Source organism: Vibrio sp. 9-16B-A1, assembly GCF_056726165.1.
Genome location: NZ_JBSDZD010000002.1, coordinates 17,484 through 42,075, shown reverse-complemented (window position 1 = coordinate 42,075; position 24,592 = coordinate 17,484). Strand labels below are relative to the sequence as shown.

31 protein-coding genes are annotated in these 24,592 nt (G+C 46.8%); 23 read left to right on the top strand and 8 right to left on the bottom strand.

Annotated elements, in window-relative coordinates:
* Nucleotides 1-68: 68 nt before the first annotated feature.
* Nucleotides 69-815, top strand: a complete 747-nt coding sequence (locus tag ACVB80_RS03885; RefSeq protein ID WP_481079960.1) for a hypothetical protein — start codon at nucleotides 69-71, stop codon at nucleotides 813-815.
* Nucleotides 816-827: 12 nt separating this feature from the next.
* Here the strand turns inward: ACVB80_RS03885 and ACVB80_RS03880 are convergent, their stop codons facing one another.
* The 5 genes from ACVB80_RS03880 to ACVB80_RS03860 are packed head-to-tail and all read right to left on the bottom strand — an operon-like array spanning nucleotide 828 to nucleotide 3,998.
* Nucleotides 828-1,562 (bottom strand): BPL-N domain-containing protein, encoded by a 735-nt coding sequence (locus ACVB80_RS03880; protein WP_481079959.1) that lies wholly within the window; start codon nucleotides 1,560-1,562, stop codon nucleotides 828-830.
* A 35-nt stretch (nucleotides 1,563-1,597) separates the two neighbouring features.
* A complete protein-coding gene (locus ACVB80_RS03875) occupies nucleotides 1,598-2,143 on the bottom strand; it encodes a biotin transporter BioY (protein WP_481079958.1) in 546 nt (181 codons plus the stop codon).
* Between the two features lie 3 nt (nucleotides 2,144-2,146).
* A complete protein-coding gene (locus tag ACVB80_RS03870) occupies nucleotides 2,147-2,758 on the bottom strand; it encodes an energy-coupling factor transporter transmembrane component T family protein (RefSeq protein ID WP_481079957.1) in 612 nt (203 codons plus the stop codon).
* A complete protein-coding gene (locus ACVB80_RS03865) occupies nucleotides 2,733-3,500 on the bottom strand; it encodes an energy-coupling factor ABC transporter ATP-binding protein (protein WP_481079956.1) in 768 nt (255 codons plus the stop codon). The genes ACVB80_RS03870 and ACVB80_RS03865 overlap by 26 nt, the downstream gene beginning before the upstream one ends.
* 24 nt (nucleotides 3,501-3,524) lie before the next feature.
* Nucleotides 3,525-3,998, bottom strand: coding sequence for a peptide-methionine (S)-S-oxide reductase (locus ACVB80_RS03860; protein ID WP_481079955.1), 474 nt, complete (start codon nucleotides 3,996-3,998; stop codon nucleotides 3,525-3,527).
* A 295-nt stretch (nucleotides 3,999-4,293) separates the two neighbouring features.
* On the opposite strand from ACVB80_RS03860, the gene ACVB80_RS03855 reads away from it, so the two are divergent.
* Nucleotides 4,294-5,835: an alpha/beta fold hydrolase gene (locus ACVB80_RS03855; RefSeq protein WP_481079954.1), complete on the top strand. Its 1,542-nt coding sequence runs from the start codon at nucleotides 4,294-4,296 to the stop codon at nucleotides 5,833-5,835.
* A gap of 122 nt (nucleotides 5,836-5,957) precedes the next feature.
* On the opposite strand, the gene ACVB80_RS03850 is transcribed toward ACVB80_RS03855, so the two are convergent.
* The gene (locus tag ACVB80_RS03850) at nucleotides 5,958-6,395 is read right to left on the bottom strand and encodes a DUF3859 domain-containing protein (RefSeq protein WP_481079953.1); all 438 of its coding nucleotides are present in this window, start codon (nucleotides 6,393-6,395) and stop codon (nucleotides 5,958-5,960) included.
* Nucleotides 6,396-6,766: 371 nt separating this feature from the next.
* Between ACVB80_RS03850 and ACVB80_RS03845 the strand changes: the two genes are divergently transcribed.
* The 7 genes from ACVB80_RS03845 to ACVB80_RS03815 all read left to right on the top strand — a co-directional run bounded on the left by ACVB80_RS03845 (nucleotide 6,767) and on the right by ACVB80_RS03815 (nucleotide 13,330).
* The gene (locus ACVB80_RS03845) at nucleotides 6,767-7,603 is read left to right on the top strand and encodes an FRG domain-containing protein (RefSeq protein WP_481079952.1); all 837 of its coding nucleotides are present in this window, start codon (nucleotides 6,767-6,769) and stop codon (nucleotides 7,601-7,603) included.
* A 117-nt stretch (nucleotides 7,604-7,720) separates the two neighbouring features.
* On the top strand, nucleotides 7,721-8,776 hold the full coding sequence (locus ACVB80_RS03840; protein ID WP_481079951.1) for a PIN domain-containing protein: 1,056 nt from the start codon (nucleotides 7,721-7,723) through the stop codon (nucleotides 8,774-8,776).
* A gap of 375 nt (nucleotides 8,777-9,151) precedes the next feature.
* Nucleotides 9,152-10,414, top strand: coding sequence for a phospholipase D-like domain-containing protein (locus ACVB80_RS03835; RefSeq protein ID WP_481079950.1), 1,263 nt, complete (start codon nucleotides 9,152-9,154; stop codon nucleotides 10,412-10,414).
* A 727-nt stretch (nucleotides 10,415-11,141) separates the two neighbouring features.
* Entirely contained in the window at nucleotides 11,142-12,098 is a 957-nt protein-coding gene (locus ACVB80_RS03830; protein WP_481079949.1) for a hypothetical protein, read from the top strand.
* Between the two features lie 400 nt (nucleotides 12,099-12,498).
* Nucleotides 12,499-12,714, top strand: a complete 216-nt coding sequence (locus ACVB80_RS03825; protein ID WP_481079948.1) for a DUF4177 domain-containing protein — start codon at nucleotides 12,499-12,501, stop codon at nucleotides 12,712-12,714.
* Between the two features lie 2 nt (nucleotides 12,715-12,716).
* A complete protein-coding gene (gene yidD, locus ACVB80_RS03820; RefSeq protein ID WP_481079947.1) occupies nucleotides 12,717-12,941 on the top strand; it encodes a membrane protein insertion efficiency factor YidD in 225 nt (74 codons plus the stop codon).
* A complete protein-coding gene (locus tag ACVB80_RS03815; RefSeq protein WP_481079946.1) occupies nucleotides 12,941-13,330 on the top strand; it encodes a TM2 domain-containing protein in 390 nt (129 codons plus the stop codon). The genes yidD and ACVB80_RS03815 overlap by 1 nt, the downstream gene beginning before the upstream one ends.
* A gap of 50 nt (nucleotides 13,331-13,380) precedes the next feature.
* Here ACVB80_RS03815 and ACVB80_RS03810 read toward each other — a convergent pair whose 3' ends face one another.
* Nucleotides 13,381-13,791 (bottom strand): hypothetical protein, encoded by a 411-nt coding sequence (locus tag ACVB80_RS03810; RefSeq protein WP_481079945.1) that lies wholly within the window; start codon nucleotides 13,789-13,791, stop codon nucleotides 13,381-13,383.
* Nucleotides 13,792-13,975: 184 nt separating this feature from the next.
* Between ACVB80_RS03810 and ACVB80_RS03805 the strand changes: the two genes are divergently transcribed.
* Nucleotides 13,976-14,446 carry a hypothetical protein gene (locus ACVB80_RS03805; protein WP_481079944.1) on the top strand — a complete coding sequence of 157 codons (471 nt, stop codon included), beginning with the start codon at nucleotides 13,976-13,978 and terminating at the stop codon, nucleotides 14,444-14,446.
* Nucleotides 14,447-14,673: 227 nt separating this feature from the next.
* Here the strand turns inward: ACVB80_RS03805 and ACVB80_RS03800 are convergent, their stop codons facing one another.
* A complete protein-coding gene (locus tag ACVB80_RS03800) occupies nucleotides 14,674-15,573 on the bottom strand; it encodes a phospholipase A (protein ID WP_481079943.1) in 900 nt (299 codons plus the stop codon).
* A 366-nt stretch (nucleotides 15,574-15,939) separates the two neighbouring features.
* Between ACVB80_RS03800 and ACVB80_RS03795 the strand changes: the two genes are divergently transcribed.
* The 13 genes from ACVB80_RS03795 (at nucleotide 15,940) to ACVB80_RS03735 (ending at nucleotide 24,559) form a co-directional block, all read left to right on the top strand.
* Nucleotides 15,940-16,230, top strand: a complete 291-nt coding sequence (locus ACVB80_RS03795) for a hypothetical protein (protein ID WP_481079942.1) — start codon at nucleotides 15,940-15,942, stop codon at nucleotides 16,228-16,230.
* A gap of 35 nt (nucleotides 16,231-16,265) precedes the next feature.
* Nucleotides 16,266-16,613 (top strand): hypothetical protein, encoded by a 348-nt coding sequence (locus ACVB80_RS03790; protein WP_481079941.1) that lies wholly within the window; start codon nucleotides 16,266-16,268, stop codon nucleotides 16,611-16,613.
* 145 nt (nucleotides 16,614-16,758) lie between these two features.
* Nucleotides 16,759-17,124 (top strand): hypothetical protein, encoded by a 366-nt coding sequence (locus ACVB80_RS03785; RefSeq protein WP_481079940.1) that lies wholly within the window; start codon nucleotides 16,759-16,761, stop codon nucleotides 17,122-17,124.
* Between the two features lie 115 nt (nucleotides 17,125-17,239).
* On the top strand, nucleotides 17,240-17,473 hold the full coding sequence (locus tag ACVB80_RS03780) for a serine protease (RefSeq protein WP_481079939.1): 234 nt from the start codon (nucleotides 17,240-17,242) through the stop codon (nucleotides 17,471-17,473).
* Nucleotides 17,474-17,495: 22 nt separating this feature from the next.
* Nucleotides 17,496-18,020 carry a hypothetical protein gene (locus ACVB80_RS03775; RefSeq protein WP_481079938.1) on the top strand — a complete coding sequence of 175 codons (525 nt, stop codon included), beginning with the start codon at nucleotides 17,496-17,498 and terminating at the stop codon, nucleotides 18,018-18,020.
* Between the two features lie 380 nt (nucleotides 18,021-18,400).
* Nucleotides 18,401-19,198, top strand: coding sequence for a class I SAM-dependent methyltransferase (locus ACVB80_RS03770; RefSeq protein WP_481079937.1), 798 nt, complete (start codon nucleotides 18,401-18,403; stop codon nucleotides 19,196-19,198).
* Nucleotides 19,199-19,247: 49 nt separating this feature from the next.
* Entirely contained in the window at nucleotides 19,248-19,607 is a 360-nt protein-coding gene (locus tag ACVB80_RS03765) for a MerR family transcriptional regulator (protein ID WP_481079936.1), read from the top strand.
* A gap of 48 nt (nucleotides 19,608-19,655) precedes the next feature.
* A complete protein-coding gene (locus tag ACVB80_RS03760) occupies nucleotides 19,656-20,231 on the top strand; it encodes an NAD(P)H-dependent oxidoreductase (protein ID WP_481079935.1) in 576 nt (191 codons plus the stop codon).
* Between the two features lie 378 nt (nucleotides 20,232-20,609).
* On the top strand, nucleotides 20,610-21,581 hold the full coding sequence (locus ACVB80_RS03755; protein WP_481079934.1) for a DUF2157 domain-containing protein: 972 nt from the start codon (nucleotides 20,610-20,612) through the stop codon (nucleotides 21,579-21,581).
* Complete coding sequence (locus ACVB80_RS03750) at nucleotides 21,578-22,636, top strand: DUF4401 domain-containing protein (protein WP_481079933.1); 1,059 nt, start codon at nucleotides 21,578-21,580, stop codon at nucleotides 22,634-22,636. The genes ACVB80_RS03755 and ACVB80_RS03750 overlap by 4 nt, the downstream gene beginning before the upstream one ends.
* Nucleotides 22,629-23,162: a GDYXXLXY domain-containing protein gene (locus tag ACVB80_RS03745; protein ID WP_481079932.1), complete on the top strand. Its 534-nt coding sequence runs from the start codon at nucleotides 22,629-22,631 to the stop codon at nucleotides 23,160-23,162. Before ACVB80_RS03750 ends, ACVB80_RS03745 begins: the two co-directional genes overlap by 8 nt.
* Before the next feature lie 102 nt (nucleotides 23,163-23,264).
* Nucleotides 23,265-23,894, top strand: a complete 630-nt coding sequence (gene catB / locus ACVB80_RS03740; RefSeq protein ID WP_481079931.1) for a type B chloramphenicol O-acetyltransferase — start codon at nucleotides 23,265-23,267, stop codon at nucleotides 23,892-23,894.
* A gap of 35 nt (nucleotides 23,895-23,929) precedes the next feature.
* Nucleotides 23,930-24,559 carry a DUF1349 domain-containing protein gene (locus tag ACVB80_RS03735; RefSeq protein ID WP_481079930.1) on the top strand — a complete coding sequence of 210 codons (630 nt, stop codon included), beginning with the start codon at nucleotides 23,930-23,932 and terminating at the stop codon, nucleotides 24,557-24,559.
* Nucleotides 24,560-24,592 lie beyond the last annotated feature (33 nt).

Here is a 24,592-nt window from a genome sequence, read left to right as displayed (position 1 = left end):
CGGCGAAGAGCCTGCACAGGAAAGGGCGGCACTGGCCGCCCGATAAACAGCTAAGGAAAGGAGATGCCATGACTGTATCCAAACTCGTGAGTTTTCGGCGCTGGCTGGTCAGCTGGATCGAGAATCCCTGGGTGGATCTGGTCATTGGTATCTTTGTGCTTATTACTGCACTGTTTGAGTTTACCGTTGAGGAGGTGCACCAGTTAAGCGGTGCAAGAGGGTTGTTTCTTTTGGGGGGCTGGGTGTTGTTAAAAGCCATCCTGAGGTTGTTGGAAAGCGTGGATCTTATGATAGATTCTGCGGACAACTTTTATCAGGACGATAAACCCCTGTGGCTGCAGAGGAGCAGTTTTATTGCCCTGATACATATTCTGATCGCTGTGCTGCTGGTCATTATCGGCCTGAGTGAGGCGATTCAGGAGTTTACCGATGAAGTCGAACTCGGCCAGGTGTGGCACTGGAACCTGGTACTGGTCGGTGCCATGATCATAGTAAAAACCCTGGGCGAACTGATGGATGCCATTTACTTTGCCAGTAAAGCGGCGCGGAAAACCATGGTTCGCAGCGCCGAGCGTGCTATCCGCTGGTTACGGTTTCCCAAAATTGAACTGGCGATGGCCTTTATGGTGCTGTTTATCTCTGCCTGGGAGCAACTGATCCGCCCTGAACTTGAAACCACGATCGCCCCTCAGCATGGGCTGGCATTTTATGCCCTGGTGCATATCACCCGCTTTTTTGCGTCCATGGCGGAAACGGCGGATCTTATCAACCTGTCAAACAGTGAAAGTCAGCTCGGGAAAGGAAACAAAGCGTAGCGGGAAGAAGGCTCAGTTTTTGCGCCAGTTCAGCAGGTACTCCAGCAGATCCAGATTCAATCCGGAGTCCGGGCTGAGCTGCTTATACTCTTCATACTCATTGCCGATCACATCAAAGCTCATCAGCTCGATCGCCTGCTGATCATATTCCGGATGGGTAGAAGAAAGCACCCACAGGCCTTTGCCATACTGGCCGCCTACAATGGCTGCGGGTGTATCCGGCAGTTCGCTGAATGTTGCCAGTACTTCAAAGCCAGAGCCTGACTCTGGTTTGAATACGCATCCACCCAGATAGAGCGAACGTTCTGTATTGCCGCCAACATTTAGCGTGACGACCCGGGCCCTGGTAGCGTTATAGTTGTCACCACGGCCAAAGGCTTCAAGCGGTCCTTCGGCGGTTCCGGGAAAGAATGCCAGCGCGTTGCCGGTGATGATTTCAAACGGAGAGCCTTTGGCCCAGATAGTTTGCTCACAGGCCATATAGGCTCCGGCGCAAATCCCAAGATAGCGCCCGCCGTTTGCGACATACTCTCTGATAAGCTCACAGCCCCGGCCGTTAAGTTTGTCAGACTTATAACGGCTCGCGCCGCCAGGCATCACAAACAGGTCAACATCCGGGGTAAGGGCGCCAGCCAGGATCTCACTGGCGTTGACGAAGTAAACGTTCTGTTTGCCCAGCAGTCTGCCGAGCGACCAGTAAAGAATATGGTTGTTCGATACATTGTCGGTGTAGATAAGGACAGTCACGTTCACTCCGTCAGGGCTGGTGGATAAGGTACAGGCTATGCGCGGGACAGCACGCTGGCAGGGCGCGCTTTGTAAACCGCCGAAGTCAGCAGACCGGTAATAACTGCTTTAACAATATCACCCGGAATAAAGGCCAGCGTCAGCGCTGCTGCTTCCATCAGGGTTTTCTTCAGCACAATCGCCATACCCGCGATGCCAAACACGTACATCACCACGATGCCGCCAAGCAGCGAGGCCACGGTCGCGATTACGGCCAGAGAGCCACTGCGCCATTTCTCAACAATCAGACCGGTTACAAACGCCGCTATCGGCCAGCCGATCAGAAAGCCGCCTGAGGCAGAAACAAACAGACCCAGACCACCACGACCACCAGAAAGCAGAGGCAGACCAAGGGCAACCAACAGCAGGAACAGCAGTACCGCGAGGGCGCCGCGACGTGCGCCAAGAATGGTGCCGCACAGCATAATGCCCATGCTTTGCGCGGTGATCGGCACGCCAAACGCCAGGGTGAGTTTAGGCACCAGGCCAAGCGCAGCAATCAGGGCCGCGAACAGGGCGGTGTAAGTGAGGTTCTTTTCCATAAGTTATTTCTCCATGTTTGTTACACCACCGCGGGCGCGCAGGGCTTCCGCTACGTGGTCTGCATCGTCAAGTGCAAGAACGGTAAAAGGTAAGATGATTCGCCAGCCTGAGCGTTTGTTTGAACGCGCCCGCCAGGCCCACGAGAGATTTTGTCCTTTGGACACCAGTACCGGTGTCATGCGGATAACCAGCGCAATCGCCAGCTCCAGCGCCCGGGTGTTCAGCCCCAGACGGCGGAAAGGGCGCGCCAGAAAGTGCACCACTTCAATCATGTCGGACAGTTTGGTGGTCATGGTCACCAGGTTTGCCAGTGCCACCGCAGAAACCAGCCGGATGATAACCGTCGCACCCAGCGCGATTTCCTGGGTCCACAGGTGCCATACCGCGACCACCAGGATAAACGGCCACAGTACGGTCAGGTGCTGAAATCCGCTTTTGAAAAACGCTTTGCCCGGCAGGGCATACATCACCATAACGCCGAGCAGGAACGCCAGGTGGAAGATCAGGTTCTCAATAAAGAACAGCCCGAGCGTGGTGGCGCACAGCAGTCCCAGTTTAAGCCCGGCGCTCCAGTGGTGGGCACGGGTCTCAATGGGCGAGGTTAGAGATATCATCGCTGTCCCCGATTTTGTACATTTCTTCCAGATACTCAGGCAACACCTCTTCCGGCGTGCCCAGCGCGGCGACTTCTCCGGCCTCCAGCCACAACAGCTGGTCATAGCCGTGGAGGTCAGTCGGGTCGTGGCTGATATGAATCAGGCTGCCCGGGAACTTGTCCAGGTAGCGCTGAAGCTGGCGCTTGGTCGGAATATCCAGCCCGGCAAACGGCTCATCCAGAATAATCAGGTTTGGCTGCATGGCGGCAACGGCCATCAGGCAGACCAGGTGTTTTTGTCCCTGAGAGAGCGCAGAGGTGTGCACATTTTCCCAGTGCTCTTTACCAAACTCTGCCAGGGTTTCACGCGCAAGTTGCTCTGCAGCTTTCTTCTTCTCACCCATCTGGCGCAGGCCAAATATCACTTCTTCCAGTACGGTCGGGAAGATGATCTGATGATCCGGATTCTGAAACAGAAGCCCGATTTCTGAAAGCGCGGCTTTGCGGTCTTTAAACGGGTTCACACCGGCGACTTCCAGCCGCCCGGAGTTGGTTTCAATCAGCCCGGAAAGCACACGGGACAGGGTCGATTTGCCCGAGCCGTTGCGGCCAATAATGCCAAGCCGTCTTACCTGGGTGGAAAAAGAGAGCTCGTTTAAAATCCGTTTGCCCTGAATATCGAGGCATACTTTATCCAGCCGGATAGAGCTGGGCGTTTTTATTGCCTGAGAGGCATCGTTATTAAGATCGTTCATAGTCATTGTGTGGCACCCCATTCGCCGGGGTCAGCGCTTGTATTTATGCAGAATGCTCTGGGGGATATGACAGTAGTCATCCGGACAGCGTGTCAGCCGGTCCTGATGTTCATCGTCACTTTTCACGTAGTTGGATAACGCAAGCACTTCTGTTGCGATTTTGGCCGAATCATCCCGGCTTTGGATATAATCTTTGGCTGCTGCAAGGTGGTGTTCTGAACGGCTGTACACGCCGGTGCGGTACTTCTCGCCGACATCTTCACCCTGCTTGTTAATGCTGTAAGGGTCAATGATTTCAAAGAAATAGCCCATCAGTTCTTCAACACTGACCTGCTGCGGGTCAAAACAGGTGCGCACGCACTCTGCGTAACCGTCATAAGGGCCCTGTGTGGTGGAAGCAGTTCCGTTCGCCCGGCCAGCCTCAGTAGACAACACACCCGGCAGGTGACGCATATATTCCTGCACACCCCACAGGCATCCTCCGGCAAAATAGATTTCTTCCATCGTTTCCCAAACTGCTTAGCTTATTGTTCCCTGCGGATTTTATCAGTTGCGGAGCATATTGGTAGTGATGATCTGGGATTAAGGTACTGGTAGGAGGGCGACTTTGGGAGAGAGATGGGCTTTTAAAGCCTGTTTTGATACCTGAACTTCGGTACAAACCAGCCTTAAACACAGATGCGTTGACTACCGGGGGGCAGTTTTCGCGACAAAATTCTGACCGATAGTGACAGACCTGGGGGGACGGCTGTTATCTAATAGCCTCGCATTAATCGTATCTGCCCCAAGGATAAGCCTCATGAAAACTAGAATACTACTGGTAGCGACCGCAGCACTGCTTGCTGGCTGTGGCGGTGGTTCCAGCGAATCCGGTTCCAACAGCTCAACAACGTCCCAGCCAACACAACCGGCGGTTAACCTCAGCTCGATAGCGCTAAGCAGTACACTGACTAAGGTACAGTGCAGTGACCTGCAAGTTGAAAATGTTCGGATGGCTGATGGGGGTGATTGCTGGCAGTTGGAAGTTCCTGAGGATTACTCCAGACCAACAGAGAAAACGATAAAAATTGCTGTGGCTAAGTTGTCATCCCAGAGCCTGGATAAGAAAGGCGCGTTTGTGTTTCTGTCTGGTGGACCGGGTGGCAGTGCGATTGTGGAAATGGATGATTTTCGCGGTTCGGCCATTAATCTTAACCACGACGTATATTTCGTAGACCAGCGTGGTACTGGTTTTTCAACTCCTTCTCTGTTTTGTGATTTTGGCGAAACGGGTACCCAGGCTCAGATTACAGCGTGTAAGAATAAGTATGAGAACGAAGGTTATGACCTGAGCCAGTACACTAATCAGTTCAATGCCTGGGACTTTATTGTTCTGGAGAAAAAGCTTACCCAGGCGAATCAGTTGAATGGCCACTGGAAACTATACGGTGCCTCTTATGGTACCCGCCTGGCGATGACTATAGCCCGTGAGGAACAGAAGCAGATCCAGGAACATTATCAGTCTGAAGGTGCGATAGATATGATGGTGCTGGACGGTGTGCTACCGGTAGAGGTAAATGGTATCAAAGACACCCCGTGGGCGAACTATCAGTCGCTGGACCGTTTGCTTGAAGTCTGCAAGCGTAGTGCTCCTTACTGTGACGAGGATGAGTTTAAGACCAGCCTGAATGACATGTTTGGCCGGATTGACAGCCAGTATCACCAGGTGGTGGTTAACTACCTCATCCAGGTGAGCATGCGGCTGACGGAAAGCAAGTCATCCTGGAAGGGTTATAACCCTGTGGATTATGTCAGGCTGGATACAAACAGTCAGGTAGAAGCGGCGAAAAGGATTATGGGAGGTTCATATGATCCCACGCAGCCGGATTCTTTTGTTGGAATGTCTCTGTCAAACATCTGTTCTGAAGAGCCAGTAAAACCAGCTTACTATTCATCGCACCCGAGCCGGAGTAAGTGGGGCGAGAATGTGATGAGGGCGATTGATTCGAGCCATCATATGGGGCTGAGCGCTGAAGCTTGTCAAACCTGGAACGTGAAAACTGTACCAGCCAGTTACTATCAGGCACCAATGGCTGTCTCTTATCCTGTACTTATACTAAATGGTGCAAATGACGGGCAGACACCTCCTGCCTGGGGTGAAGTATCGGCGAAAGCTTTCAGCAACAAGCTGTCGCTGACTTATGATGTGGGCGGGCATGTAGTGATGGAAGATGCGATTAAAGAGTCTAAAGATTGTCTCGGAGCTCTTATCACCGAAGCAGTGAACACCCCGGCTTCCATGCAGACGCTTGACACGACTTGTCTTAACTCACAGAGCTTTAAGTATAAGGCAGCAAACTAGACATCGATCAGACACAAAAACCGGCTTAAGTGCCGGTTTTTTTATTAAGGTTTTTCCAATCTGTTGCTTTTAGACTCTTCGGAGTATCAGAAGCAACCAAAGAAGCAACGCTGATAATGTATTTAAAACCCGCGTTTTTTCCAGAACTGGCCCTCATCACGGCCGACCACTTTAAACGTCTTCTCCGCCACTACGCGCCCCTGCATTTCCAGCACCATACGCCAGTCACCAAGGTTGCTCTCAAGGCCATCGACAGGGTGGAGCAGCTGAATCGTGTCTCCCAGGTAAAAATCCCAGTCGTTACTGCCAACGTATTCTTCGCCATCAAACGGTGCCAGCGTCTGGCCCTTTTTGTTGATCACCCCCGGGTGATAAATGCAGTAACGCATCTTTTCCCCTTTGGCCTTTTTGATGTTCACAATAAAACCAAACTCGACCTCTTCGTCAGCCACCACAGTCGTAGTGAAGTCCTGAATTTTAGGCAGATCTTTCGAGCCCGAATCCCAGGTGGAGTAGAGACCCCAGGAAGTCATTTCAACGATGGGGGAGCGTTTTGCCATGAGTGGTGCCTTTGTTGGGTTGGTGTTTGGGGTACTTTACGGGGATTGGGTGGGGGATGCCAGTGTTTGGTGGGGGGGAGGGGTGTTTACATGGGGTGAGGGGATTTGTGAGAGGGATGGTTTTGTGAGCAGTTCAACTTGGTGCGTAGGGGGTTTGTGGTATATTGGTGGAATTGTTTGATGGCGAGCTACTTTTGGTCTCAGTAGTATCATGATGTTAGGTGGCATTTTGCCGTGTAATCCTAAAGATTAGACATGGATTTCGCAGCAGATCCTGACTTCTGGCAGGGATCTGCGGTGTTAAGCCTTTGTTTATGGTGGAGATCTTCGGGGTGCCGTTGATCAAGTGTTATGTTCAAAAGAGGTGAAAATTGAGTCAAACATATATTACTAATGGTCACGGTTGGAATTCGATTGCATTAGGTCCACTTAGAACTGAAGTCACATGTGATTCTTGGGCTGGTTTTATTGATTTTTTACATAGTAAAGATGCCTTGAATCTAAGTGATGCTTATTGCTTTCGAGGACATGCATCCGCGAACTGGCAACTTAAATCTACACTTAAGCGAGACTTGGAGACATCTAACTCTTACAACGTTCAGAATGCAGAAAAAGATATACTTGAGCACTTCAAGAGCTTTTGTTTGGGGCGACGTGGACATAATCCTGCTCAATTAACAGAGAATGAATGGTGGGCACTTGGTCAACATTTTGGCTTAAAAACACCTTTACTTGATTGGACTGAGTCTCCTTATGTGGCTGCGTATTTTGCATTCAATTCAGAATCACATGATACAACGCATGTAGCTATTTGGATGTTAGCAAAGAACATCAATAAATATCCTGAAGTTGCAAGGTTGGCTCAGCATCATCATCTTGAATTTCTAAGGCCATACTTAGATGAAAATGCTAGGTTACTTAATCAAAGAGGGCTGTTTGTTCGAGCTCCTGAGATGATGTGTATATCTGATTGGATAAACCAATTTAAAGTAACGGGCAATATTGCACTAGCTAAAGTCTTGATACCAGTAACAGAGAAAAAAAGAGCTTTAAACTCACTTGATAAAATGAATATTAATCATTTAACTTTGTTTCCAGATCTTACCGGTGCCGCTGAATATGCTAACTTTAAATTAAGAGAATCATTGAGTTATACATTCCCTCCTGTTTCACCGCAACATATGAACATAGCAAATGCATCAAGGTGACGCCTTACACTCGGCGGCTTTGGTTTGAAGTTAAGTGGGTTTAGTGAGTCCATCGTAGCGCACCTTATGCACGGCGTTAAATTACTCTCAGGCTTCTACGAATAAAGTAAGGATATTATGAAAACTAGGAACGTATTCATAGACACTCAGTCATTCATGCAGCAGGGCTTTCGCTTTGATTCGGGTGTGCTGAAAAAACTATCGAAGCTAGGAGAGTACTCCTTAATCAATATCTATATCTCCGAGATAGTTAAAGGTGAAGTTGAAAGTAAGCTGAATGATAAAAGTGCGCAGGTCATAAATTCGAAAAAACGATTTACTAAAGATCTCGCATTTATTGAAAGCAGTTTACCAAATGAACTTGTTGAAGCTCTAAAAGATTTCAATGATAAGTCAATACAGGGTAAAGTCTACGCTGGTTGGAACTTGTTTTTGTTTCAAAGTAACGTAACGATACTGGATGCAGACCAATGCAGTGTAAAAGAGCTAGTTTCAAGGTATTTTGGCGCTAAGTTCCCATTTAGTGAAGGGAAGAAAAAAGATGAGTTTCCTGATGCAATATCGTTATTAAGCCTACAAGCTTGGCTTGACGTCAATGAGCAGCAGGTTTATGTCATTAGCGGTGATGGTGACTTGATCGGTTACTGCGATACATCAGAGCAATGCCATAGCCTTAAAACTATCTCGGAGTTTCTCGAAATATACAACCAAGCAGAACAGTTACTAACTTCTGTAGTTCACGAGTGTATTGACAAAGACCTATCGTGGATAGAGGAGGTTGTGTCAGAAGAGTTCATGAGCTCAGGCTTTATTTTTGAGGGTAGAAATTATGCTGAAGTTACAAGGGTTGGGCTAAATCGAATCAACATCGATGATATCCATGTCATAGAAGTCGATGATCACAATGCATATGTTTCTCTACAAGTATCGTTCAGTATCTTGGCAGATATATCAGGAGAAGACTATGAACATGCAATTTGGGACGGTGTGGATAAAGAGTATGTTTATATTCCTACCATCACTAAAGAAATGACTTTTGATGAAACTTATAATACTTCTATTGCGTTTTCTTACGATCAAACTAAGAAGGCTATTATTGAATTCACCGAAGTCAGTATTGAAGACGGTAGCGATTTAACTCTATATGAAGTAGATGAGTTCCCGTACAAGTAATTTAACACAAGAAAATAGACGAGGGTCAGGACTCTCCTATTGCTAGCAAGAAAAATCTGCACCCAAAAGTGTGTTGAATCGCTGAGGGTCAGGCTTAATGAAATGGTTCGATTCATCGGTAATTACTAAGGTAAAGGTGAGAATCCAGCCAAACGAGGCAAATTATTATGACCACGATAGCAACTTTAGGAGTCGGTATTGAGCAAAAGTCATTTCATCGACTGAGATAGCAATGAAAATTAAGTTAAAAAGATCAGGCGCTCATGTAGAAAATCGTTGTGATTTCTGGTTAATGGGTGACCTAGATAATTTGCGGGTTTGTTTATTATAGTGTGCAAACAGCTTAACTTAGCATTATATTTTTGAGGGTATCTGATGGAGTTATATTTCAAAAGCATTGTTCGGAGATGGAAGTCTGCTGCTATAAATGCAGAAAAATTAATAGTGCTTTCTCCGTATATAACATCGCCAAGTGCAAATACAGTTATAAATAAAGTCGAACCTAGCAAATGTGATGTGTATACACTGTTTACTGCAGAACTTTTTGCGTGTGGTAGTTCATCGATTGACACTCTTATCAAACTAAAAAAATCAGGAGTGAATTTATATTACTTAGAACGGTTGCATGCAAAGGTGGTCTTGGTTCCGGGACAATTTGCAAGTATCGGTAGTCAAAATTTAACCCTAGGGGGAACATACAATCTAGAGTCCAGTGTTGTAGTTGATCGAGAGTCTGTATTTGAAGTGGAAAGTCTTGTCGAAAAGTGGACTGTCAAGAGATGTGAAATTACCATGGAAATGCTAGTCGATATGAAAGTTAAAATTTACCCTTTTGTTAAAGAATACAGTTCTTTAATTAGCTCGTTAGGAGAGGTTGATGTAAAGATAAAGGAGAATGAAAGCCGTCGAAAGAAGAAAGTCGAAGCAAGAATGCTTGAGGAAAAAAGAAGTGTTAGGATAGGAAGGCTTAAGAAAACTATTAAAAAATCATGCAGATCTAAAATAAATACTAAATGTAAGGTTACTAGAGTTGAGGGTGAATACTTTACAGTTAACTATACTTTAATGCCTCAAAAAAAAGAGAGCTTAGTTTCATGGTCAATTGAAGGGAGAGTAACTGAGCTCGAAAGAGCTAATAGATATATTTGTATGATTGAAAGTACAGGCAAACTCGGTTGGGCTAGGGTTTGCAAAACTAGAGTTACTTACTTTGCTGATGGTGTGAATTTAAATGGCGACGTGGAAGTCGCAAATGTTAAATGTGGTATTAGTTTCTTAGCTAACTGGAACTCAGGTGATTTGTCAGAAAGTAACTTATTTATCGAATTGCGTCCGTCAGGAACTAAAAACTTCATCACATGTAGAGTTTGGTTTGGATTAGATTCATTAGAGGTAAATGAAGTAATTATTGATAAGGTAACTGAGGATGTTCATCTTTTTTATCGCATATCTTCGTGGATAAAAGAGAATGAGGAAGAATTTTCTAAACTTGTTGTACGAAAGTTGCTTCAGCCTTTTAAATATAATAATAAATTACTGGGGGTAGAGGCTAATGCTTTTTTTGGGGAAGTCGGGACTGAAGTTAGCCTAAGCGTATTAAGGTTTCATAATAATCCGTTGCTTATTGCGAAAGTATAGCAAAGGATCTATCAGAGTCACCCATTAGCCAGCCGAGGGCAGGTCTTTCCTTTTACTGGCAAGATTTAATACTGGAGCTCGAAAATCCTTATCCGCAGAGCGAAGAGGGTCAAGTGAATCGATGAGGGGTCAGGTCCTGAAGGATCCCCACAAAATATTTCATTCATGCCCTAAAAAATCGCTGAGGGTCAGGTCTTGCCTTTTGCCTGATCCCCACAACCGACTGATATCCGACGTTTTGTGGCTGGCCCAATTTACTACGAGATCGCTATGTAACCCTGTACAAACCGGATACATAGTTTAAAAAGCAAACCGGTAGCATGGCTTACAAGTATCAAAAGCGAATGCGAAGAGGGGAGTTCCTGCCTTTTGCTGGCAGGATTCAATACTGGAGCTCGAAAATCCTTATCCGGAAGGCGGAGTGTTCAGCAATATGATGAGGGTCAGGTCTTTCCTTTTGCTAGCAAGAATCAAGACTTGACCCCGAAAGTGTACTCGGTGGTTTTTGGGTGCGCTTTGTTTGGTGGGGCACACCTTTTTGCAGGCGTTATGTTTTTTAAGTGCTAGCATCATGAATTCGCTGGGCACATCACGCTTCTATTATTGCGTTCAATTTCATACCAGAGTAGTGTCATAAGAGCGGTTTTCGCTAAAGCACTGATGTATAGCTACTACTTTGGTTCGTTGCTATATCAGTCTCAAATCGGTATGACTTTGAGGTTTAACAATGGAACATGAAAAGTATTTGGGTTATATAAAGTATGATGGCGAACTAGTAGAAGACGGGCTAATGGATGCAAGAAGGCAAGCCAAAGCTCTACTCGCGTATGATGGAGCAGTTAGAGAGCTTATTGCTAAACAAGCACCAGACTTAAAGCATATCGACTTTGAAATTCCAATGAGGGTACAAAAGGGGTCTTGGGAAGCTTTAGTACCAGAAACCGTCGCCGGATGGGCGCAAGCCGGACTCGGAGTTGTAGCGACTGCCTATTTTAGCAAAGCCGCATCAAAAATGGCAGAAAAAGACTTTGAAAACTTTGGTTTCTCCTCTATTTTTTCGAAAGCACTGGATGGAATAAAGTGGTTTGCGCGTATCAGCAAACATCTAGGAGAGACTGGGAAAAAAGACCTGTCAAACCTAAAGTTTAAAAATAATAACGAACTTATCGGAATTCCCAATAAGAAAGGGGAGTACATATATGTTCCTAAGCCTGCATTAGATCTTTATCTGGACTCCAACTCAAAATTGTTAGAAGAATTAGCTCGTAATGTAACCGAAGGGCGCTCGTTAAAAATTGGCACATACAACGATGGAGTTAAGGATGAAGTTACTATTGGTAAACAAGACAAGGCTATTTTCTGTAAAGATGACAGTGAAGATGACGATGATGTTTTGGTTTTACCTGAGCTAGTGCATGGTACAACGGTTGTTATTGAAGGCGAGGTTACAAGAGAAAATAAAACATCAAACTCTCTAGGTTTTAAATACCTAGGTCACATTCTTACTGCTTATCCAGATGTGGGTAGTGTCGTTAAATATAAGCCTCTTCTGTTCTTGCGCTGTAAGTTAGTAGGTACTGTTAGCCGGCTCGACGAAAAAGGTCGAATTGCAGCCAAGCGACCAAAACTTATCGTGTCTCACTTGGAAGCGCTCGAGCAAACCAACGGCGACCTATTTGACTAATAAGCGACAAAATCGATTAAGGTCAGGTCTTTCCTTTTGCCTGATTCCCATAATCGATTGATTTGCCATGTTTTGTGGCTAGTCCGCGATTCCGCTGTGCTGCTATGAGAACGCTGTGTAACCCTGTACAAACCGGATACATAGTTTACAAAACAAACCGGTAGCATGGTTTACAAGTATCAAAAGCGAATGCGAACAGGGGAGTTCCTGCCTTTTGCTGGCAGGGTTCAATACTGGAGCTCGAAAATCCTTATCCGGAAGGCGGAGTGTTCAGGGTTTTGAGGTCTGAGCCTGAGAAGATATATTGCATGGGTGCAGTGCATCAATGAGGGTGTTCGTATTGATGCATTTAATCCTTTGTTGTAACATCCTGTTTTTATTCAAACAGTTGGTATTAAAAATGACAAAATTTACTGAGTATAAAGTGGTCCATATTGCAGAAGGTGGCTGCGGTACTCTCCTGCTTGGCTCAAGTGGCCTTCCTTTGCAGAAAATTGAAGCTGAGCTGAACATGTATGCGCAGGACGGCTGGCAGCTTGTTTTTCAGGTTATAGAACAAAAACGCTATATGCTGTTCTGGAACCGTGAAGCTGCCATCATTACACTTGGCCGATAAGTTTGCTTCGGTTCGTTTCTCTTAAATTGATCCACCGCTATCAGTCTGCTGGTGGATCAAAAAAACTCTTAAATATCGAATGTAACTTTGAACCCTCATGCTCGGAGTACACAAAGCAGTGTATTGAGAAATATGGGGCGTTAAAGGGCTGGCGGTTGGGGCTTGCCCGAATCAAGCGCTGCAGCCAGCCTGACTTAGTTAAAAAGATCTATGACGAGGTGCCTTAGTGAGGCTGCTTGAACCACTGGAACAACTTGAGCAGAATGAAGAGCTGCTCAGGCAGAGAGTTAACGCGTTACCTGATGAGCAAAGAAAGGAGTTTTACAAAACTCAGTCGAAAAAGCTCAAAGATCCCGACACCTACGCAACGCTGAACTGGTTTTTCCTCGGCGGCGCTCACCATTTTTACCTGGGCCGGTACGTGCATTTTGCTGTTGAGCTGACTTTGCTTATCATAAGTATCGTGGCTCTGGTGGCAGGGTACTCTTCGGCCATTTACATCATTATGCTGTTAGTGCTGGTTGAACTGCCTTATCTGTTCTTTTCTCAGAAAATCGCCAGGCAGTATAACTATGATCTGTCCTGTGAGATCTATAACGAACTTCTCAGGCGTTAAATAACAGTTCCGGGTAACCTTGGGTCAGGTCTTTCTCTTGTTAGCAAGAATCAAGACCGGACCCCGGAGGTGCGGTAACTCTCTGGTAATAGAGAATGCCCCGTATTTTCAGCAAGATAGACCAGGGCGTCAATGACCCGGATCGGTGATAGTAAGTTGTCTTCATTACAGGTATCTAACTCGAATGTAAGGTAAAGACGCTCAGATTCCACTTTCAGAAACAGGTTTCCCTGAGGTGGTCTGTCCTGAGTTAGAGCGAACTCTCCAATACCGATAAAATGCGACACATTTATGTTTCTGGTTGCGTAAATATCACACTTCAACTTGTGAGCGAGCGTTAAGAAATCGAGTAGTAAGTTGATTTGCTCGTCTGAAACGTTATCCAGTGCTTTTATATGCGGTTCTTTGCAAAAACGCTCTAAATAGCAAATCATTTCGTCGATATCGTTGTTAAATAGCATGGTAGGTCGCCTGTGTTGTCAGGTTCGTGATTGTACCGATAGGTCAACAACATAACAATCGCAAAACCTGACTGCCAACCTGTGGCATTTTGGGGGGCTGGTTGCAGCGGTGTTTATGGTGGCATGGTATAAGTTTCGTGGCGTTAGCCGCTGTTTAATTGGCCTTTACGCAAAATGGTGACGAATGAGCAGAATTCAGTACGTTCCTCTCGATGAAGTTGACGCAGAGAAACTTCTCCCGATATTAAACAAGCTAAGTACCCGCAAGCATCTTGTAGCCCACGAAGAGTTTGATTCTGTTTCACTCAGAGGCTGGATTAACGACAAACAGGATGAAGACAGGATTGACGGCTGTATGGTCAGAGCGGTGGAGCTCGACGGGAGTATAGTCGGTTGGTGTGGTATCCAGTCATCAGAATTAGGTTTTGAAATTGCAATAGTACTGGATGACGGCTGTTGGGGTATTGGTAAAGCGGTGTTTAAGTCGTTAATGTCCTGGTCTAAAAGCTATGGGCATGAGGCAGTGTATATCCATTTATTACATACACGGCCAGAGTATGATTTCTTACGCAGAATGTCTCGAAGGGTGTTTCCTACAGAGATGTTGGGCGATAAGTTTACAACTTATGAGTTGAACGTTGAAAATTTTGCCTGACAAGGAGAGTTAATGTTTCATTGCAGTGATGAGGGCCGGGTCCTGCCTTTTGCCTGATCCCCACAACCGACTGATATCCGGTGTTTTTTGGCTGGCCCAGTTTACTACGAGATCGCTATGTAACCTCTCTGACTCCCACCTGCGCGGCCCGCTTGCAAAGAGGGAGTGTGATGATGGGTGACTCCAAATGTAGTGAGAGCCCGTGTCGTTTTATGATGCATTTGGCATCAGATCAAATCTGAGAACACAAACCCAATCCCGATGCGCTCTTGTTTCACGTTGTAGTCGATAAGGCTCTCACCATACCCGTTAATGTATTGCGTGTAGAGTTTAACGTTATCGAACAGTGGAATGGTGACACCGAGTTCGAGATAGCCTTTGCCTGTGTTGACGTTGTAACGTCCTACAAGGTTGTAATTGGCTTCATCACGTCTGAGTACCGCCGACACTTCACCGTGACCATAATAGTCGATAATGTCCGGGTTATCGTCCCCTACAGGGTCGTATGGGTACTCTTTGGTGGGTTCGTTAAAGCGGTGCCACAGCTTTAGCGCGACGGCATAGTTGTGGCCACTGTCTTTAACAAACTGAACGTAAGCGCGATTCCAGCTGCGTGATAAGTATTGCACCTCTCCGTTAGACTCATGTTCAAGCCCTATCGCAATCAGCCCACTTTTTTCTTCAAAAGTGGTAACTGGCATCACATAGAAGATCTCTGGATTGTAGTCGGTGGTGCGAAAGGGTCTTGATACTTCCTGGGCGTAGAATTGCCAGTGAGATTTGAGTGTCATGCCGAAGTATATCCTGTCTTCGGTGAACAGGTTCTTCACTAATGGCATTTTTAAACTGAGCTGGAACTTGGCTTCGGTGTTTCTGAAGTTATCAGTGAGTCCCTTATCATCAATTTCGTCATAGACGCTGGTATTGATGTCCGACATATAGGTGATCGGCAGGATATAGTTCATTTTGTGGGTAGACAGAGTGAAAGGGTTTTCTTCTGACTGTTGTTCAAGTTCCATACGGTGTCTGAGCAGATCCCCCTGTGGAGAGGGAGTCTGTTCGTTTTCACTTGCCAGTGAGCAGAATGCGGTAAGTGCTGTGAAGAGCAGTGCAAAACGATATCTCATATCTGTCCTTTACTTTCCTGGTCGGTGGGCGCGGCGGTCTGTGTATATTGTCCGGGTGTATAGTATAAGTAGAATGATTGTGGATCAATATATTTTCCATGTGGATAATAAAAGTATCCCAAGCTGTACAAGCCGGGAACATGGTTACAAGTCTCAAAAGGGAAGTGAACGAAGCGATTGCATTTGCTCCATTTCTAACGTGGACAGTTGTTACCTGAGTAGCGATCTCGTTGGTAGTATTGATGCGCCAGGGGCCAGCGCAGTTTCTGTGGGCTCACTAAGAACGGAGTTGGCAGGAGCTGTTCTGGTTCTTCTGGCTGTTGTATGTTTGTTTGAAGTACAGTTGCTTTAAGTAAAGGGGAAGAAATGAAGAAAATTGATTATCTGGTCCATGTAACCAGTATCCCAGGTGATCTTATTGAAGCTTCTGAATCGAAGGAGTCTGAGCTATACCGGACATTCGAAATCTATCAGAAGCTGGCTGAGTCTGATTTGCTCTGGAAAGTCTGGCTAATTGATGAGTATGACGCGTTATGGCTGGAAGTGAATTTCGTCAACCCATCAGGGGAATACGAGTTTCATACAATCAAGATCGATGAAGGGACTTATGAGAAGGTCGGGATTGATGACTATCTGGTGCATGACTCGTTGGATTAATTGCTGTCACAGCCACGATTAAAAGGAGGTCACCCATGCCAGTTGCCAACTGCTTTATCTCACCGGAGATTGCTAAACCGAAGACAGTTCAGGGTTGGGAACTTATAGAGCTATGGGGAAAGTGTTCGGATAAGTCTACAGAGCATATGGTCGTCAACCTGATCCCTTGCAGCGCTCAGTATGGTAATGCTTATGCGGTAACCGCTCAGCTTACTGTTGCTTCTGTCTGGTCCGGAGAGGGTATCAGCCAACTGCAGATTGGCCTTGCTCAGGCACTGGCGGATTACTTTGGCGTAGCTGCGAAAGATGTGATTGTGATGACAAGTGTGGTTGAGTCTGGTTTTGTTGTTGAAGTTGGTGAAGAAGTGTTTTGGCCGGAGTAGTCCGCTGTAATTAACCGATAAGGAGCCGCTCTTTACTTTTACTGGCAAGAATCAAGACCTGAGCCCGATAATTTATGTGGTTTGAAGAGTTGCGTGCGTTACTTAGCTTAGCGGTAGTCATTTGGTAAATAATAGAAGTCAGAGAATGAAGTTAAAATCAAAATTTATACTTACAATGTGTTTCGTAGCATTTGGTTCCTCAGGTAGTCAAAACACAGAACCAACATCAGTGATTCTGACCTACGGAAACTCATCTGTTTCGACGGAGATTCATCAAAACAGAAGGTTTGAAGCAATAAAAAGTAATGACGATGAAAATGTGGAGTTGTCTGGTTCAGTGACTAAAGAACACTCGGATTACATAGTAGATGTGTTGGTCGTCCGGGAAAGCAAATCTCATAAATCAAGTCGAGAGTTGCGCACGACTATTTTGGTGCAGCAAGAGCAAATAGCGACACCGATTGTTATTGGTGGAGTAAACAATGAGATTTTTAGTATCTCTATAAAATAGGGTGTACTAGTGGGTTCAGGTTTTGCCTTTTTCCTGCAGGTGTCAGAGACGGATTGCACAAACCTTTAAACAGCTTACAATTTAGCAAGTTCATCACAATAAGAAAGTACATTTTATGATCAAACTAATCTCAGGTTCATTTATCCTGGCCTCTGTTCTTACCGGCTGCGCGGCTCAGGAGCCGGGCTCTGACGTTATAGTGGGCAATGACAGAGATGAGCACGGATGCCTCGGTTCGGCGGGTTATAGCTGGTGTAACAAAACTCAGCAATGTGAACGTCCGTGGGAACTGGCCAAAGAAGCTGGCTTTGAGCTCACTGAGGAAGGGTGGTCTGAATACTGTGATTAGCCGGGGTTACTAACGGGGAAGAGTGATGGAAAGTATCGAATATTCAAGAGCCCTGATTCCATTCTGCCTTTTAATCGCTTTTGAGGTGATTAGTCGTTACAGGAAGCGCGTACGAAAAGAGTATGCGGGGATGAAGAGTGTGCAGCTGTCTCTGATGGGGGCGCTCATTTGCTGGTTCTCGATTTTTGTCTCGTTGATTTTGTTTACACAGCTGCTTATAGACCTGCCGGGCTCGGTGTATATGGTGCTGTCTATGCTTTTTATTATCTCGGCTGTTGCCATGATCTCTCTTCAGCATCTCAGTGTTATGGTGTTTTTCAGTAATGAAAGCCTCACGATGAGAAGCCTGTTTGGAAAGCCCAGACATTGTGACTTTTCAGCAGTTTTGGCTGTGAAGGAAAAGCGCTATGCCGGTGAAGGCAATGGCAGGGTCATTATACTGGTACTCCCAACCGGTCAGATTAAGCTGCCCATCTCCATGCTTGGCGGTGAGCATCAGTACGAACTGGAATCCCTTTTGAAGCGCTTACCAAACCGCAGCGCCTGATGGCTACCCTGACAGGGGCCTGCAAAACTCAAAATGTCCTGCTCTGCATCTTTCAGGGCAGGGTCCGGAGCCCGCGAATCTCTTCCTTCTCCGCTGGCAGTATGATGAATGGTACGTTTTGCGTGCATTCCTGTCCTGTATATTATAAATTCAAATAAGCTATTGTGTTCAATAGCTTATTTCTGCATTCAGATTTGTATTGAACGAATTTTTTGTTTGTTTAATACCGCAAAGGGTCAAATGGCGTTCAGCCAGATTTGCTCCGCAAGAGTAAGAATAATCAGACCTGGCATCTCCTGTCCTGTCAGTGATTGCTTAACTGTGACAGTACCCGGTTGGATGACCAGGTCATTCGTTAGTTGGTAAAGGAGTAATTCCCTATGCAAGAACTGATAGCGCAATATACAGGCGCAGATGAAGACTCAAGACTCACCAGACAGTACATCGCCCAGTTAGAGTTTGATACCACGATGCACAAGCTGGCTCCCTGTTTGAGCAGTGGCAGCAAAGTATGTGAAATTGGCGCCGCAACCGGTCGTTATTCACTGACGTTCGCCAAAATGGGCTGCGATGTTACGGCTGTAGAAATTGCCCCGGAGCAGGTAGAGATACTTAAGAGCAAGGCAGAGCAGGAAAACATCACGCTTAGCGCCTTTGAAGGCAATGCCTGCGATGTTCCATTTATAGAGAGTAATTCTCAGGATGTATGCGTCATACTTGGCCCTCTGTATCATCTGAAAACGGAGCAGGAAAGAGTGTTGGCGATTAGGGAAGCCACGCGTATTTTGAAGCCAAATGGTGTGCTGGCGGTGGCGTATATTTCGCGATTCTTTGTGGCAGGGCTGTTTGCACAGAAGTTCCCGGAGCTGATCACACCTGAAGTGCTTTTAGAGCTGCACCAGCATGGCACTGTGTCATCGCAAAAGGCTGACAGCTTTTTCAGGGTCGGTTACTTTGCTGCACCTGATGAAATTGAAGATCTCGTCCGGAATGCTGGCTTTGGCATCGCCAGTCATTCAGCTACCGATGGTTTTGGGCGTTATATTTCAGATGGCGTTAATCACTTCAATCCATCTCAATACCAGACCTGGCTTGATTATCATCTCTCTGTTTGTGATGAGCCGGTTCTGTTGGGGTCAAGTAACCACGGATTGGTCATCGCGGAGAAAACCGGATAACAGGAGCAGGGATTGTCGGTTTTGGAGTCGGCAGAACAAGGAAGTTCAAATGTATATTAAAGAAGCATCAAACCTCTCAGGAGCGACGCAAAGAGCAATCAGGCTATATGAGTCTCTGGGGCTACTGGATGTTTCCAGATCGGGAAAATACCGGGTTTACACCCAGCAAAACATAAACCTGATCAAGATTATTAAGGAAGCGCAAACACTTGGGGTCACGCTTTCCGATATGGTGACTTTAAAAAGCAGCAAAGAGGATTTTGACTGGCAGTCCGTGCTTGATTTTCTGGTGAAAAAACAGGAAGAAGTTGAACAGAATATAAAAGAGTTAGAGCAGCAAAAGCAGCGGATCATAGATTGCCGGACGTCGATTGATAATTGTCTTCGGGGGCTTGACTCTGACCTGTAGGTCAGGGTTTACACTTGCACTTTCTGAGCAATAAGGATGTGTAAGTTTATGAAAAAAGTTCTGGTTATCAACGCAAACCTCAAGCCTGACAGTCTGTGTAAGTCTTTAGCACAGGAGTATGCGTCTGCCGCGACAAACAGGCATGAGGTCCGGTCTGTAAATATCGGAGAGCTCAGTTTCCAGCTAAGTCTGGATGAAGGATACGACAAAGTGACCCCGCTTGAGCCAGACCTGGTCGATTTTCAAAACAAGATTTTGTGGTCTGATCATGTGGTGATTGTCAGCCCTGTTTGGTGGGGGACGATACCGGCAAAATTTAAAGGCATTATCGACAGGACGTTTTTGCCTGGCTTTTCGTTCAAATACATTGATGGCAAAACAATCCCGCAAAAGCTGCTGAAAGGGCGCACTTCAGAGTTGATCATTACACTGGACACCCCGCCATTCTGGTATAAGTACGTCAAAGGAAATGCCATATACAAACAGCTGAAGCACTCTGTGCTGGATTTCTCCGGCATTAAAAACATCTCTTCTGCTTACTTTGGCCCGGTGATTAGCTCTGACGCTGAGAACAGGGAAGCCTGGCTGAATAAGGTGGCTGCGTTAGCTGGCAGAATCAGGTGATGAGTGAATGGCGATAGTTGTTTGCCGACTGTTAGTCGGCAGGTGCCTGACCTGCGGAGTTTTCTGTCCGGTCCAGGATAGGCTGTTTTGCTGTGCGATCGCTGCGGAACCCCTCTGACTCCCCATCTGCGCGGCCCGCTTGCTGAAGGAGGGAGAAACAGCTTTGTACAAACCGGGAAGATGGTTTACAGGTTCCAGCCTCAATAAATTACAGCTTCAATCACCTCAATCAACGGCCTGATATGCTGTATATTTTATATGGAGTCGGATCACGGACTTTATTTATGTCACCGGATAGCATCGTTGTACATGAGGCATATCGGCAGCCGGCAGACCGGGCGTCTGGCTGACAAAACAACCAGGGAAAAGGTTCAAAATATGAGCATACCTCGCAGGCAGTTAACTGGTTTGATAGAGCAGGGCATCATTCCTGAAGATAAAATCGATGCTGCACTGTCCGTCGTAAAGATGACACCTGATGGCAAAAGCTGGCGGACTTTTATTGATCATCTCCTGCTCTGGCTTGGTGGTCTCGCGCTGGCCTTTTCGGTCATGTTCTTTATTGCGCATAACTGGCAGGACATAGGACGCTTTGCCAAATTCGGTATGGTGGAGGGGCTTATCGTTCTGGCCGTCGTTGCTTACTGTAAGCTGGCTGATGGCTCTGTCGCCGGTAAGGTATCACTTCTGGTTGCCACGATCCTGCTGGGCGTTTTGCTGGCATTATACGGTCAGACCTATCAGACAGGGGCAGATCCCTGGCAGTTGTTTTTTAACTGGGCGTTGCTGATGCTGCCGTGGGCGATTATTGGCTGCTTCTCCGCTATCTGGATTGTTTGGGTTGCGCTCATTAATGTCTCTATCGTTTTGTATTACACGACCTTTCCGGGGATATTCTTTTTTGGGTTCGGCTCTGAGTTCGTCATGCTGTGGACTTCATTTCTTTTTAATACCCTGGTGTTTGTTGTGTGGCAGCTGTTGGCAAAAAACTGGCAATGGCTGGCTCAGCAATGGGCAGTCCGGCTGCTGGCTGTCGCTTCCGGTACCCCTCTGACCTGGCTGGTTTTACTGTCGATTGCCGGATACCGGGATGTGGCCGGTTACCCATGGCTGCTATGGATGCTGTGGCTGGGGGTTATGTACTGGATCTACAGGAAGCGGCAACCAGAACTCTTCATGCTCGCCGGATGCTGCCTGTCTGCAATAACGGTTATCACTGTGTTCCTGAGTAAACATATGCTGCAGGGTGGCGATGCGGGGGCTTTTCTGACTCTTGCTTTTTTCGTCATCCTTATGGGCGGCGGGGCCGCACTATGGCTTAAGCATGTTCACAAGGAGTGTCAGTCATGAAGGATCATGTATGGGTTGAGCTGCGCGAGCAGGGGATTGTTCAGGGTGAGCGACCAGAAAATGAGATTTCAGACACGCCCTGGTATGTGAAAGTCCTCATGGCTTTTTCCGGCTGGCTGGCGGCACTGTTTATTTTTGGGTTTGTCGCTATCGCTTTTGAGCTGGTTTTCGATAATGCGGGTGTGGCAGGTATCACCGGGATTTTAATGGTAGCCGGTGCATATTCTGTGCTGCGAAGTTCGGATAACGAGTTTCTTCAACACCTGGGCCTGGCAACGAGTTTTGCCGGGCAGGCTTTTATTACCTACGCCATATTCGAGCTTACCAGCTACAACGGAGCCGCTGCTTGGCTACTCATTGTTGCGTTGCAGGCGGTGTTGGTTGCGTTAATGCCTGGTTTTTTGCATAGCCTGATTTCTGCTTTTCTTGCATCCGTTGCTTTGTCGATGGCACTTACTGAAATGCATATCCCATTTATTGTTGGCGGCATTGTGATGTTCGGTACTTCGTATTGCTGGCTCAATGAGTTTCGCTATCCGCGTTATATCAAAAAGATAAGAGCTGTCGGGTACGGGCTTGCATTTGCTCTGGTGGTATTGAAAGGAGCGAACCTGTTTGGCGACAGAATGTTTGACCTGGCCTTCTCTGACGAACGAGGCTTGTTCGCCCAGCCATGGTTTGGTGAGCTTTTGATCGTTTTGGTTACGTTATACGTTGTGTGGGGCTTATTACAGCGGTACGGGCAACCAGTGAAAAGCCGACTGTCGGTAGCTGCTTTGTCGGCAACTCTTTTCATTGGCCTGTTATCCATGAATGCTCAGGGGATCACGGTGGGTATTGTGATCATTTGGCTGGGCTTTTTCTGTGCAAATCGTCTTCTGCTTGGATCCGGAGTGGTGTCCCTGCTGTTCTATATCTCTTCCTACTACTATCTGCTCGATGCGACATTGATGGAGAAGTCCCTGTCTCTGCTCATTGTTGGTCTTGCTTTGCTTTTTGGCCGGTGGCTGATGAACCGGATTATTCGAGCATGCGATGAGGTGCCACATGAATAAAATAATTGCTGTTGCCTCACTTCTTATCGTTCTGGCTTTTGTTAACTGGTCTATTGCCGGAAAGGAAAAGCATTTGGCTGAAGGGCAGGAGGTCTACCTTCAGCTTGCTCCCGTGGATCCCCGTTCCCTGATGCAGGGCGATTACATGGCGCTGCGCTTTCGTCTGGCTGATGAGGTTTATGAGGTTCTGCCAAAAACAGAAGACAGCCAGTGGTGGCAACATGATGTTGCAGCGTCAGATGGTTTCGTGGTCGCCAGTCTGGATGAGCGAAACATAGCTACATTCAAGGGGGTTTTCAAAGATCAGCCCCTTGCAGAGAACGAAGTCCTTTTGCGTTACCGCGTTCGTAACGGCGCAGTGAAATTTGCCACCAATGCTTTTTTCTTCCAGGAAGGGCATGCTGAAGTGTACGAACCTGCAGAGTACGGGCAGTTTCGTGTCGATGATAGAGGCGAGCTGTTGCTGGTGGCAATGTTTGATAAGGATCTGAACAAGCTGGTTCCTGCAGAACAGGAACGGAAGTAACAAGCCCGGTGTATGGCCTTGCGTTTACGCTGACATGCTTTGAGAGTATCCTCATCGCAGCTAACTATCAGACCTTTATGGCATCAGGGAAAAACTAAAAGAATGAATTACTTTGAATCCCCATTTTCAGGTATCCCGCTACAGCAGCAGGTGACGAATCCAAATATCGTTGTCGGGAAACACAGCTACTACTCCGGCTATTATCACAGGCACAGCTTCGATGATTGTGCCCGCTATTTGAGCCCGGATCGGGACGATGTAGACAAGCTGATTATCGGCAGTTTCTGTTCCATTGGTTCCGGCGCGGTCTTTATGATGGCCGGTAATCAGGGCCACAGAAACGACTGGATCAGCACCTTCCCGTTTTTTTATCAGGACAATGAGAACTTCGCCGATGCGAGCGATGGTTTCAAGCGGGCGGGCGATACCGTTATTGGCAATGATGTCTGGATCGGTTCTGAAGCCATGATTATGGCAGGTGTGAACATTGGCCATGGCGCGATTATCGCCAGCAGAGCCGTGGTCACCAAAGATGTCGCGCCGTATGAAGTGGTGGGCTCGAATCCGGCAAAGCATATTAAGTTCCGCTTTCCGGAGTCACAAATCGCCATGCTGCTTGAAATGCAGTGGTGGGACTGGCCTGAAAGTGCGCTTAAAGAGTGTATGGAATACCTCTGTTCTGGTGATGTTGAGGGGCTTTACAGCTATTGGACTCAGCAGGTGCGTACCTGACAGTTGAGCGGATAATAATTAAGTTGGATTAGATAATGGTAGATTTTACAACAGGTAAGTGGATATTTGAGCCGAAAGAGAGCGAAGTAACCAGGGAGTCAGTCTCTATCACAACAGAGCCTGAAACGGACTTTTGGCAGCGTTCTTACTATGGGTTTCGTAACGATAATGCGCCTGCGCTTCAGATTGAGTCGGATGACAATTTCACTTTTACTGCAAAAGTCAGTTTTGACTATAAAGCGCTGTTCGATCAGTGCGGGCTGATCATCTATCTCGACAGTGAAAACTGGTTTAAGGCGTCCATTGAGTACGAGAACGCGGAGTTCTCAAGGCTTGGGAGCGTTGTTACCAATTTGGGTTACTCTGACTGGGCAACGTCAGATATCCCGTTGCCTGATGAGATTTGGTACCGCCTGAGTCGTCGCGGACCGGATTTTCTGATTGAGTTTTCGTATGACGGGATTGTGTTTAAGCAGATGCGGGTTTTCCATTTGCACAAACTTGGTGAAACCACTGCTGAAATGGGCCAGTGCAACCCACCTCTGCCCGCAGTTAACAGCGTAAGCTTTGGCGTGTATGCGTGCAGTCCATCGAAGTCTTCGTTTACAGCAAGATTCACCGATATGACCCTGGAGCCCTGCAAGTGGATGGCGCATGCCGTCTGAGTTCCGGGAACACTCCGATAGTGAGGCAGAAGT

Excerpts from the sequence above, each read along its gene's own strand:
- ACVB80_RS03885 (WP_481079960.1), top strand. The coding sequence starts at position 69 with ATGACTGTATCCAAACTCGTGAGTTTTCGGCGCTGGCTGGTCAGCTGG.
- ACVB80_RS03875 (WP_481079958.1), bottom strand. The coding sequence starts at position 2,143 with ATGGAAAAGAACCTCACTTACACCGCCCTGTTCGCGGCCCTGATTGCT.
- ACVB80_RS03870 (WP_481079957.1), bottom strand. The coding sequence starts at position 2,758 with ATGATATCTCTAACCTCGCCCATTGAGACCCGTGCCCACCACTGGAGC.
- ACVB80_RS03865 (WP_481079956.1), bottom strand. The coding sequence starts at position 3,500 with ATGACTATGAACGATCTTAATAACGATGCCTCTCAGGCAATAAAAACG.
- ACVB80_RS03860 (WP_481079955.1), bottom strand. The coding sequence starts at position 3,998 with ATGGAAGAAATCTATTTTGCCGGAGGATGCCTGTGGGGTGTGCAGGAA.
- ACVB80_RS03855 (WP_481079954.1), top strand. The coding sequence starts at position 4,294 with ATGAAAACTAGAATACTACTGGTAGCGACCGCAGCACTGCTTGCTGGC.
- ACVB80_RS03850 (WP_481079953.1), bottom strand. The coding sequence starts at position 6,395 with ATGGCAAAACGCTCCCCCATCGTTGAAATGACTTCCTGGGGTCTCTAC.
- ACVB80_RS03840 (WP_481079951.1), top strand. The coding sequence starts at position 7,721 with ATGAAAACTAGGAACGTATTCATAGACACTCAGTCATTCATGCAGCAG.
- ACVB80_RS03835 (WP_481079950.1), top strand. The coding sequence starts at position 9,152 with ATGGAGTTATATTTCAAAAGCATTGTTCGGAGATGGAAGTCTGCTGCT.
- ACVB80_RS03830 (WP_481079949.1), top strand. The coding sequence starts at position 11,142 with ATGGAACATGAAAAGTATTTGGGTTATATAAAGTATGATGGCGAACTA.
- ACVB80_RS03825 (WP_481079948.1), top strand. The coding sequence starts at position 12,499 with ATGACAAAATTTACTGAGTATAAAGTGGTCCATATTGCAGAAGGTGGC.
- ACVB80_RS03810 (WP_481079945.1), bottom strand. The coding sequence starts at position 13,791 with ATGCTATTTAACAACGATATCGACGAAATGATTTGCTATTTAGAGCGT.
- ACVB80_RS03805 (WP_481079944.1), top strand. The coding sequence starts at position 13,976 with ATGAGCAGAATTCAGTACGTTCCTCTCGATGAAGTTGACGCAGAGAAA.
- ACVB80_RS03800 (WP_481079943.1), bottom strand. The coding sequence starts at position 15,573 with ATGAGATATCGTTTTGCACTGCTCTTCACAGCACTTACCGCATTCTGC.
- ACVB80_RS03795 (WP_481079942.1), top strand. The coding sequence starts at position 15,940 with ATGAAGAAAATTGATTATCTGGTCCATGTAACCAGTATCCCAGGTGAT.
- ACVB80_RS03790 (WP_481079941.1), top strand. The coding sequence starts at position 16,266 with ATGCCAGTTGCCAACTGCTTTATCTCACCGGAGATTGCTAAACCGAAG.
- ACVB80_RS03785 (WP_481079940.1), top strand. The coding sequence starts at position 16,759 with ATGAAGTTAAAATCAAAATTTATACTTACAATGTGTTTCGTAGCATTT.
- ACVB80_RS03780 (WP_481079939.1), top strand. The coding sequence starts at position 17,240 with ATGATCAAACTAATCTCAGGTTCATTTATCCTGGCCTCTGTTCTTACC.
- ACVB80_RS03770 (WP_481079937.1), top strand. The coding sequence starts at position 18,401 with ATGCAAGAACTGATAGCGCAATATACAGGCGCAGATGAAGACTCAAGA.
- ACVB80_RS03765 (WP_481079936.1), top strand. The coding sequence starts at position 19,248 with ATGTATATTAAAGAAGCATCAAACCTCTCAGGAGCGACGCAAAGAGCA.
- ACVB80_RS03760 (WP_481079935.1), top strand. The coding sequence starts at position 19,656 with ATGAAAAAAGTTCTGGTTATCAACGCAAACCTCAAGCCTGACAGTCTG.
- ACVB80_RS03755 (WP_481079934.1), top strand. The coding sequence starts at position 20,610 with ATGAGCATACCTCGCAGGCAGTTAACTGGTTTGATAGAGCAGGGCATC.
- ACVB80_RS03750 (WP_481079933.1), top strand. The coding sequence starts at position 21,578 with ATGAAGGATCATGTATGGGTTGAGCTGCGCGAGCAGGGGATTGTTCAG.
- ACVB80_RS03745 (WP_481079932.1), top strand. The coding sequence starts at position 22,629 with ATGAATAAAATAATTGCTGTTGCCTCACTTCTTATCGTTCTGGCTTTT.
- catB (WP_481079931.1), top strand. The coding sequence starts at position 23,265 with ATGAATTACTTTGAATCCCCATTTTCAGGTATCCCGCTACAGCAGCAG.
- ACVB80_RS03735 (WP_481079930.1), top strand. The coding sequence starts at position 23,930 with ATGGTAGATTTTACAACAGGTAAGTGGATATTTGAGCCGAAAGAGAGC.